This is a genomic window from Candidatus Cloacimonadota bacterium, assembly GCA_020532355.1.
Lineage (GTDB): Bacteria > Cloacimonadota > Cloacimonadia > Cloacimonadales > Cloacimonadaceae > UBA5456.
Map to the genome: position 1 here is coordinate 1 of JAJBBD010000073.1, position 7,785 is coordinate 7,785.

Annotated in this window: 8 protein-coding genes and 1 tRNA gene; 7 read left to right on the plus strand and 2 right to left on the minus strand. The window is 42.1% G+C overall.

The annotated features are described in order from the left end of the window. The 3 genes from LHW48_02410 to LHW48_02420 form a co-directional block, all read left to right on the plus strand. Positions 1 to 520 (plus strand): transposase (locus LHW48_02410; protein MCB5259313.1); only part of this gene is annotated, 520 nt, incomplete at its 5' end. 158 nt (positions 521 to 678) lie between these two features. Then, positions 679 to 1,797 (plus strand): hypothetical protein, encoded by a 1,119-nt coding sequence (locus LHW48_02415; protein MCB5259314.1) that lies wholly within the window; start codon positions 679 to 681, stop codon positions 1,795 to 1,797. Positions 1,798 to 1,977: 180 nt separating this feature from the next. Beyond that, a tRNA-Asn gene (locus tag LHW48_02420) sits at positions 1,978 to 2,052 on the plus strand. Positions 2,053 to 2,136: 84 nt separating this feature from the next. Here LHW48_02420 and LHW48_02425 read toward each other — a convergent pair. Next, on the minus strand, positions 2,137 to 3,444 hold the full coding sequence (locus LHW48_02425) for a thymidine phosphorylase (GenBank protein ID MCB5259315.1): 1,308 nt from the start codon (positions 3,442 to 3,444) through the stop codon (positions 2,137 to 2,139). 13 nt (positions 3,445 to 3,457) lie between these two features. Further along, positions 3,458 to 4,426, minus strand: coding sequence for a phosphonate ABC transporter, permease protein PhnE (phnE, locus tag LHW48_02430; protein MCB5259316.1), 969 nt, complete (start codon positions 4,424 to 4,426; stop codon positions 3,458 to 3,460). A 187-nt stretch (positions 4,427 to 4,613) separates the two neighbouring features. Here phnE and LHW48_02435 point away from each other — a divergent pair, with 187 nt between their 5' ends. The 4 genes from LHW48_02435 to LHW48_02450 all read left to right on the plus strand — a co-directional run. Continuing rightward, the gene (locus LHW48_02435; protein MCB5259317.1) at positions 4,614 to 5,102 is read left to right on the plus strand and encodes a ferritin family protein; all 489 of its coding nucleotides are present in this window, start codon (positions 4,614 to 4,616) and stop codon (positions 5,100 to 5,102) included. A gap of 27 nt (positions 5,103 to 5,129) precedes the next feature. Next, positions 5,130 to 5,639: a transglycosylase SLT domain-containing protein gene (locus LHW48_02440; GenBank protein ID MCB5259318.1), complete on the plus strand. Its 510-nt coding sequence runs from the start codon at positions 5,130 to 5,132 to the stop codon at positions 5,637 to 5,639. 53 nt (positions 5,640 to 5,692) lie between these two features. Further along, a complete protein-coding gene (locus LHW48_02445; protein ID MCB5259319.1) occupies positions 5,693 to 6,346 on the plus strand; it encodes a hypothetical protein in 654 nt (217 codons plus the stop codon). Positions 6,347 to 6,513: 167 nt separating this feature from the next. Continuing rightward, positions 6,514 to 7,785 (plus strand): bifunctional folylpolyglutamate synthase/dihydrofolate synthase (locus LHW48_02450; GenBank protein MCB5259320.1); only part of this gene is annotated, 1,272 nt, incomplete at its 3' end.

The following is a 7,785-nucleotide window of genomic DNA, read 5'->3' on the forward strand; positions in this document are numbered from 1 at the left end:
CAGGATGTGTTTCTTCAAGTATCCGCAGCATAAGAGATACAAAGCACTGATTTGCACAGAAGTGAACCTGGGAGAAATGGAGATTCTCAGCATATACCTGCGCCGCTGGTCTATAGAGGTCGTATTCAAAGACCTCAAACAGCACTTTGGTTATGATCAGAGCAAGTCTTCCAAGTATGCTCCACAAATCGCAGACCTGACCATCAGATGTGTCTTCTACGTCATGTTCTGCTCAATGAAGTATGACTATCCATCCAAAAGCACCGAACAACTACTGATTGAATTCTATTCCGAAATTGAAGATAACTGGCTGGATATCTTGTGCTCCCTTGTCTTCATCAACAATGCGAAACGCTTGCTTCAGTATGCATTATCACTTGGATACAGTGACCTGGCGCAGCTCCTGAACGAATATGACCTCGTGATGAAGCATTTCATGCACAGTCACTGGTATGAAGACGAAATAGAAGAGATGGATAAATCCATAACTACCTGGAAAGGCTATCGTAATGCCCCATAATGAGATATATCACACTTTCGCTAAAACTATACACCATTTATCAAGCACTTAGGTGTAGGAAAGATTAGTCAATAATTAGTCATTGCTCTGCTACGGGAACGGTTAGCGGTACTTACAATGTTGGTGGATTAATTGGTTTTAGTAACAATTCTACAATAATGAACAGCTTCGCACAAGTGTCAACAACTGGTTATGATCGGGTAGGAGGTTTTATCGGGACCTCCGGATGGCAAGATTCCTATACACATATAAGCTTTTGTTACAGCACCGGAGCAGTTGTAAGCAGCAGTTCTGTGGGGGGCTTTTCCGGCTGGGGTGGCAATTCATATCACCGTGAATGTTATTGGGATGTACAAAGCTCTGGCATAAGCACAGATGCCGGCTCTGCCCTTGGAAAAACAACAGCAGAGATGCAACAACGCAGCACGTATGAATTTTGGAACTTTACAAGTATGTGGAGCATTCAAGAAAATCTTGATTATCCTCAGTTGCTAATTCCGGATGATCTTACCGAACTAAATAGCATTAGTTTGGATGACCTTGAAGGGCAGGGAACGCCTGCAGACCCTTATCTGATCTATTCTGTTGACGAGCTTAATGCCATGCGGCTTGATCTTTCGGCGCATTACGCTTTAATGGCAGATATAGATCTTGAGAGCTCAGCTTTTTGGGATTATGGCAGAGGCTGGCAACCAATTGGAAATGCAGAGGAACGGTTTACAGGCAGCTTTAATGGTAATAGTCATACAATCGACAAGCTTACCATCAACCGCACCAATGTTGGGTATTTGGGACTTTTTGGATATACCGAAGCTGCAACAATTCAAAATCTTAAGCTGCAAAACTTTCACATAATAGGTGAAAACTATTGTGGCGGTATTTCTGGGTATACTTTACGAGGCAGCTTGGATAAATTCGAGATCGATGGTATTGTGCTGGCCAAAAGCTTAGCTGGGGGAATTACGGGAGTATTGGATTCTGGCTTTTTGCAGCGTAGTTTTGCAGACATGAATGTTACGTGCCAAACCGAATATGGTGGAGCGTTAGTTGGAGTAATATACAGTACAGAAGCCCAGAAGGGAATTGTCAGCAACTGTGGAAGTAATGGTCTTATTAGAGGTAATGTTAATATGGGCGGCTTAGTGGGAGCCCTTACCTGGGGCTATATCATCAACAGCTACAGTCACGCTTCCGTTACCGCAAATGGACAGCCCGGTGGCATTGTAGGATTGTGTGGGTGGACTAATCCCGGTTATGAAGTCCAATCCCCCTCCTAACTATTAGCAATGGTGATAGATAGGGCAGGGGGATTGAACTCCATAGCCTTATCTGGGTTTATGTTATGCTGGCTTTTAGTACGGTTTTAGGTATAGATTGCATATCTTATGGAGTTTGCATGTGAAACAAAAAAAGTATTGACAAAAAAATGACCCTCTTGGAGATTGCTCCAACGGTGTTCCGGAATAGCTCAGCGGTAGAGCGGGTGGCTGTTAACCACTAGGTCGGGGGTTCGAATCCCTCTTCCGGAGCCATAATTTTTGCCTTCTTTCGGAGGGCATTTTTTTTAGATTGAGCTTTTTGCCTTAATGATCAGATTAGATACAATGGGTCAAAGGCTATCGTAGAATATCGAAAATCAGTTTTTCCTTTTCTTTCTTTTCCGGCATAATGGTATATGCCTTACAGATCAAATCGGCTACCTCGCTGCCTTTGCTATTATCGTTACAATATAGCTCGCCAATATATTCTCCGGCTTCTAAATAATCGCCAATTTTCGGTTTGAGCATTGCTCCGGCAGCGTAATCCAAAGTATCTGAGGTTTTCATTCTACCGGCTTTGATGCGTACCAAAGCGTAGCCGATGGCGCGAGAATCAATATCATGAATATATCCACTTGTGGGGGCAACGAGAGGGAGTTTGAATTTGGCAGTGGGAAAGAGACTGTAGTCTTCAATAACCTTAGTATTGCCACCCTGAGCTGCTATTATGGTGCCAAATTTTGCTAAAGCAGAGCCATCTTCAAGCACTTTTTGGATCATCGTTTCTGCTTGGCTGAAATCTTTGGCTTTTCCTGCCATCATCAACATTTCGCTAATAAGAGCGGTGGTAATTTCATAGGTGTCTGGCAAATAATTGCCTTTAAGGTATTCGATAGCTTCAATGGTTTCAAGTGCGTTGCCGACTGCCTCACCTAAGGGCGAATTCATGTTTGAGAATACAACGGCTACTTTTTGCCCAAAACTTTCTCCCGTAGTTTTAAGATGCTCTGCCAACTCGCGAGCACGTTTAAGGTTGGGCATAAAGGCACCGGAGCCAATTTTGAGGTCTATTACCAAATACTTGGTTCCTTCGGCGATCTTTTTACTCATAATGCTGGCAGTAATTAGAGCTGCACTTTCCACTGTGGCGGTTACATCTCTTAATGCGTAAATGCGTTTATCTGCCGGAACCATCGCTGAAGATTGCCCCACTAAGGCATAACCATGAGTGAGTACCAATTTCTTAAAATCTTCCATGCTGAATTGAGTGTTAAATCCGGGAATAGCCTCCAGTTTGTCCAAAGTGCCGCCAGTATGCCCTAAGCCGCGTCCCGAAATCATGGGCACATATAAACCCAAAGCGGCTGCGATGGGAGCCAGCATCAGGCTAAGTTTATCCCCCACTCCTCCAGTTGAGTGTTTATCTGCAACGGGTAAAGCGGCATCAAATTCAATACGCTTTCCGCTATCAATATAACTCTGCGTAAGAGCAGAAATCTCTTTGGGCATGGCGCCTTGAAAATAAAAACACATCAATAGCGCAGACATTTGGTATTCAGGGATGTTTCCACTAAGATAATTAGTAATAAAAAAGCCTATTTCATCGTAGCTAAGCTCGTAACCATCTCTTTTTTTAATTATTAGTTCTACGGGATTGTATTGCATAGTATTACCTGCCTCAATTTGAAATTAGTTTTTCGCGGATGTAACCGCTGAACATATCCATAATCCATACTACAAGGGCAATAAGCCACATAATGAGACCCACATTGCGCCAAGCCAGCATTTGCTGCTCCTGATATAATGCCAAGCCAATGCCTCCACCACCAACAAAACCGACAATGGTTGCCATACGTACATTGATATCCCAACGGTAGATTGTAAACGCCAGATAGGGAGCAAGAATTTGAGGCGCAACAGCATAGCGCCACACTTGAAGCGTGGAAGCGCCTGTGGCTTTGATGGCTTCTACGGGACCGGGATCGATATTTTCGATCTGTTCACTATAAAGCTTTACCAATGCAGCAATGGAATGAATCCATAAAGCCAGCATACCGGCAAAAGGTCCAATACCTACCCAAACAACAAAGATGATTGCCCAAACTATGGCTTCAATGGAGCGGAAAACAGTGGAAAGCGTACGGATAAACACATAAGCTATTTTGCCCGGAACACTTTCAAACATTAGGTTTTTGGCAGCAAAAAAAGAAAGCACAAAGGCAAACGGGATTGCTAAAACTGTAGCCATCAATGCCAGATATATGGTCTCTACTAAAGCAGCCAGCATTGGCACCATCTTAGCTGTATTGGGTCGAAAGATGCCGCTGAGGATGGATGATGTATTGGAAATCTGCGTAAAAAAAGCCTTGGGTTGCACTTCTACCATTATCCACGCCATTACAAAAGAAAGCAAAATGGCAAAACCGGCTTCATATTTCCAAAACTTCCGTACACCTAATTCGCCCAAGATCTTCTGAGCCAAAGCTGCTTGCATTAAAGGCAAGACAATTGCCGGTATAATGGGCATCAAAAGAATTAAACTTATTGGTACAGATATAGCAGCCATACGTAGAAACATCCAAGCAACACAAGCCAGCAGATAAAGCCAAAAGCCATATTCAATCAGGAAATATTTCAAGTGTTTCATAAATATCCTTCGTTCCAAAGTATCCATCTACATTACGAAAACAAGCATGTAAGATATTGTAAATAATGTTCAAAAGAAGGGGCTTATTTCGTCAAGACATTTCGCAAGTCTTTTTTTCATTGACAAGTGCAATGGTATGTTCAAACTTAGTAAAAAGAACTAAATATACATCCTGAAGGAGGATACTATGCTTACATATTCCATCAATGAAGTAATCGAGTTTGCCGTTCAAATCGAGAAAAACGGCTATGCCTTTTATCATGAGGCCAGCAAGCGTAAAGATTTGGAGCCTAAGGCGAAAGAATTCATTGAATTTTTGCGAGATGAAGAGTTGAATCACGAAAAAACCTTCCTTTCCTTACGCGGGGAAGCCGAAATGCAGGATCTTGAACTTTCAGCAGATTGGGAACTGGTATCCGAATACCTGAAAACAATCGTAGATAGCCGCATCTTTAACAGCGAAGATTCTGCCATCAAAAAGGCTACTGGCGCTAAGGATCTGCTGGAAATTATCGATTTTGCCATCTCATTTGAAAAAGACACGTTGCTGTATTTTCACGCTATCAAGGACGGTATATCCAATCCCAACACTAATAAGGTATTACGCAGAATAATCAACGAAGAAGTGTCTCACGTGCTTAAGCTGAGCGATTATAAAAAAACCCTTACGAAATAATCGGCGCAATCATAATAAGTCGAGTATATGGCGAAACGTAAAAAGAAGAATATCGGCGTATGTTTGGTAACAATCCTACTACTGGCGATAATTCTCACTTACAATCCGGTTTCAATTAGAATCATGACGGTGGGAGTGGCGGTTTGGTATCGCATCGATCCAGCGGTATTTTACAGACTAATTCGCACTGAGAGCAGTTTTCGTAGCTTTGCTATCTCGCCAAAGTCTGCCATTGGTTTGGGTCAGATGAAAGAATCTACGGCACTTTATGTGAATAAAGAGCATAAACGCGGATTGCTGTTTGTACCCGTATATAATTTGCGGCTTTCTGCCTGCTATCTTAACTATTTGAAGAACAAATATAACGGAAACTGGAGCTTAGTGCTTGCTGCCTATAATTGGGGAGAATCAAACGTATCTCGGCGTGTGAAAAACTTAACAATTGATCCTCACAAGAATTATCGGGATACCTTCAGAGATATTCCAGAAACTTGGAACTACATTGGTAAAATTCTGCCAGACCGAAAAAAGGCTTGACGAATTATGGCTTTCCAATTTGCTTATCATTCAGAAATCAATAGGAGCGTAAAATGCTGCGTAACCAAAACGGAATCTCGGTATATACTGTCCTTAGTATAATTCTTTTTGCCGCACTTATATTCGTGTTGGCAATCCCGAATTTCTATAATCTGGACAAAGAACAAAACGTGGAAGACTGCATCAACAATATGAAAGAAATCTGGGTGGCAACCACAGACTACCTTAGAGATACAAATGCTGATTTTAAGGGAGATCTAAACACTCTTAGAACTACCCGCAAAGCCACAGATAATAGCAGTTACTATCTTGGTTCTGCCTCCTACTGCCCCGAAACTGCACGCCAAAAACAGGAATACGTTGTGTTTGGTAAGTATGTGGCAGATCAGATTGGAGACGAGATTAAACATAACTATGGTGTAATTGTATACTGCCCCAATCTGCATCAATACCCAAAACACTTTATACCCAAAATATTTTATGAAAACATGGAGCCAACCCAGTTGCAAAACTATATGATCGAAGATATTGATTATATCGATACGGAAACTGGTAATAACGGTAGCAAAAAGAAAGAAATGATAGAGAAGTACATCGAGATTTGGGATACCGATCCCGATGCCTTTGCCAAGCGTAAAGCCGATAATACTGCTCTTAGAGCCATGCTCTTTCCCGAAAACTTTGGCTTGACTGCAAACATTAACTAATTGTAGAATAATATATTAGCTAGCGGGTGTAGTTATTGCACCCGCTATCAAATTTGGAAGTGCTATCGGATAATTGTTCTTAACCCAAGGTGCGAGGGCATCCACTGTGTTATTTTGTTAGGGTTTGAGGTTATATTAAAACAATCTATATGCACAATTGAGGAACAATGCAGTATCAAGAATTTATAGACCACATATATCAACGCTATTCTGGCAACGTTAAACTGGAGCTGGATAGGATGGAAGGGCTTTTGAACGACATGAATTCGCCGCAGCAAGCACTAAGCGGTTTTCATGTGGCGGGCACAAACGGAAAGGGGAGTATTTGCGCCGCACTGGAAGCATTGGCGTTGGCTCATGGCTTCAAAACGGGGCTTAATACTTCTCCTCATTTGATTGACTATACCGAACGTTTTCGTCTTAACGGCAAACAAGCAGATATTCAATCTATTTTAGAAGTATTTCACGAGTTCGAACCTCTTTTTAATAAATGGGAAGCCAGTTTTTTCGAGATAACTACAGCCATAGCATTTATCCTTTTTGCCCGCAATAAGCTAGATATCTCCATAATTGAAGTTGGCTTGGGCGGCAGATTGGATGCCACTAATCTATTTGTACCTGATGTTGCGGCTATAAGTACTATCGGCTTGGATCACACTAAAACCTTAGGCAACAATTTAAACATCATAGCAAGCGAAAAAGCGGGTATTATCAAGGCTCATGTCCCACTAGTGCTTGGAGATATTGAAGATGCTCCATTACATGTTATTGAAGAAAAAGCATGCGCTAAAGCCGCACCTGTTTACAGATATGGTAAGGAATGGAAAGTAGAAATGGTCTCGGACGATACAATCGGCATCTGTTTCGATTATTCTTTTAGGGGATATATTATTCCGAGGATTAAAAGTAATTTGATGGGTGAGCATCAGGCAGCCAATTTAGGGCTTGCGCTTACAGCTTATATTCTCTATTGTGAGCAGCATAAGTATAGGGTTGATTTACAAAAAGTGTACTCTGCCATGCAGAACATCAACTGGGCTGGACGCATGCAAGTTCTTTCGCACCGACCTGATATTATTGTGGATGGTGCTCATAATGTGCATGGTGTAAAAGCACTTATGAATACTCTGAATAAAGTGTATCCGCAACGTAAAATTCGCTTTGTAGTTTCTATTTTGGCAGATAAGGATTACGCACAAATGATCAGCCTGTTCAGCTCCCAAGCGGAGTGTTTCTATGTAGCACAAAACAAGAGTGACCGTGCCGCTACTACAGATGACCAGATACAACAAATTTCACACTATGGCATTCCTGCGCGTGCGTATGATTCAGTCGCCCAAGCTTATTGTGCTGCCGTGAAAGATGCCGGAACCGATGGCATCGTGGTTGGAGGTGGTTCTTTATTCACTGTAGGCGAAATCTTAAAAGCTCATTTGGCA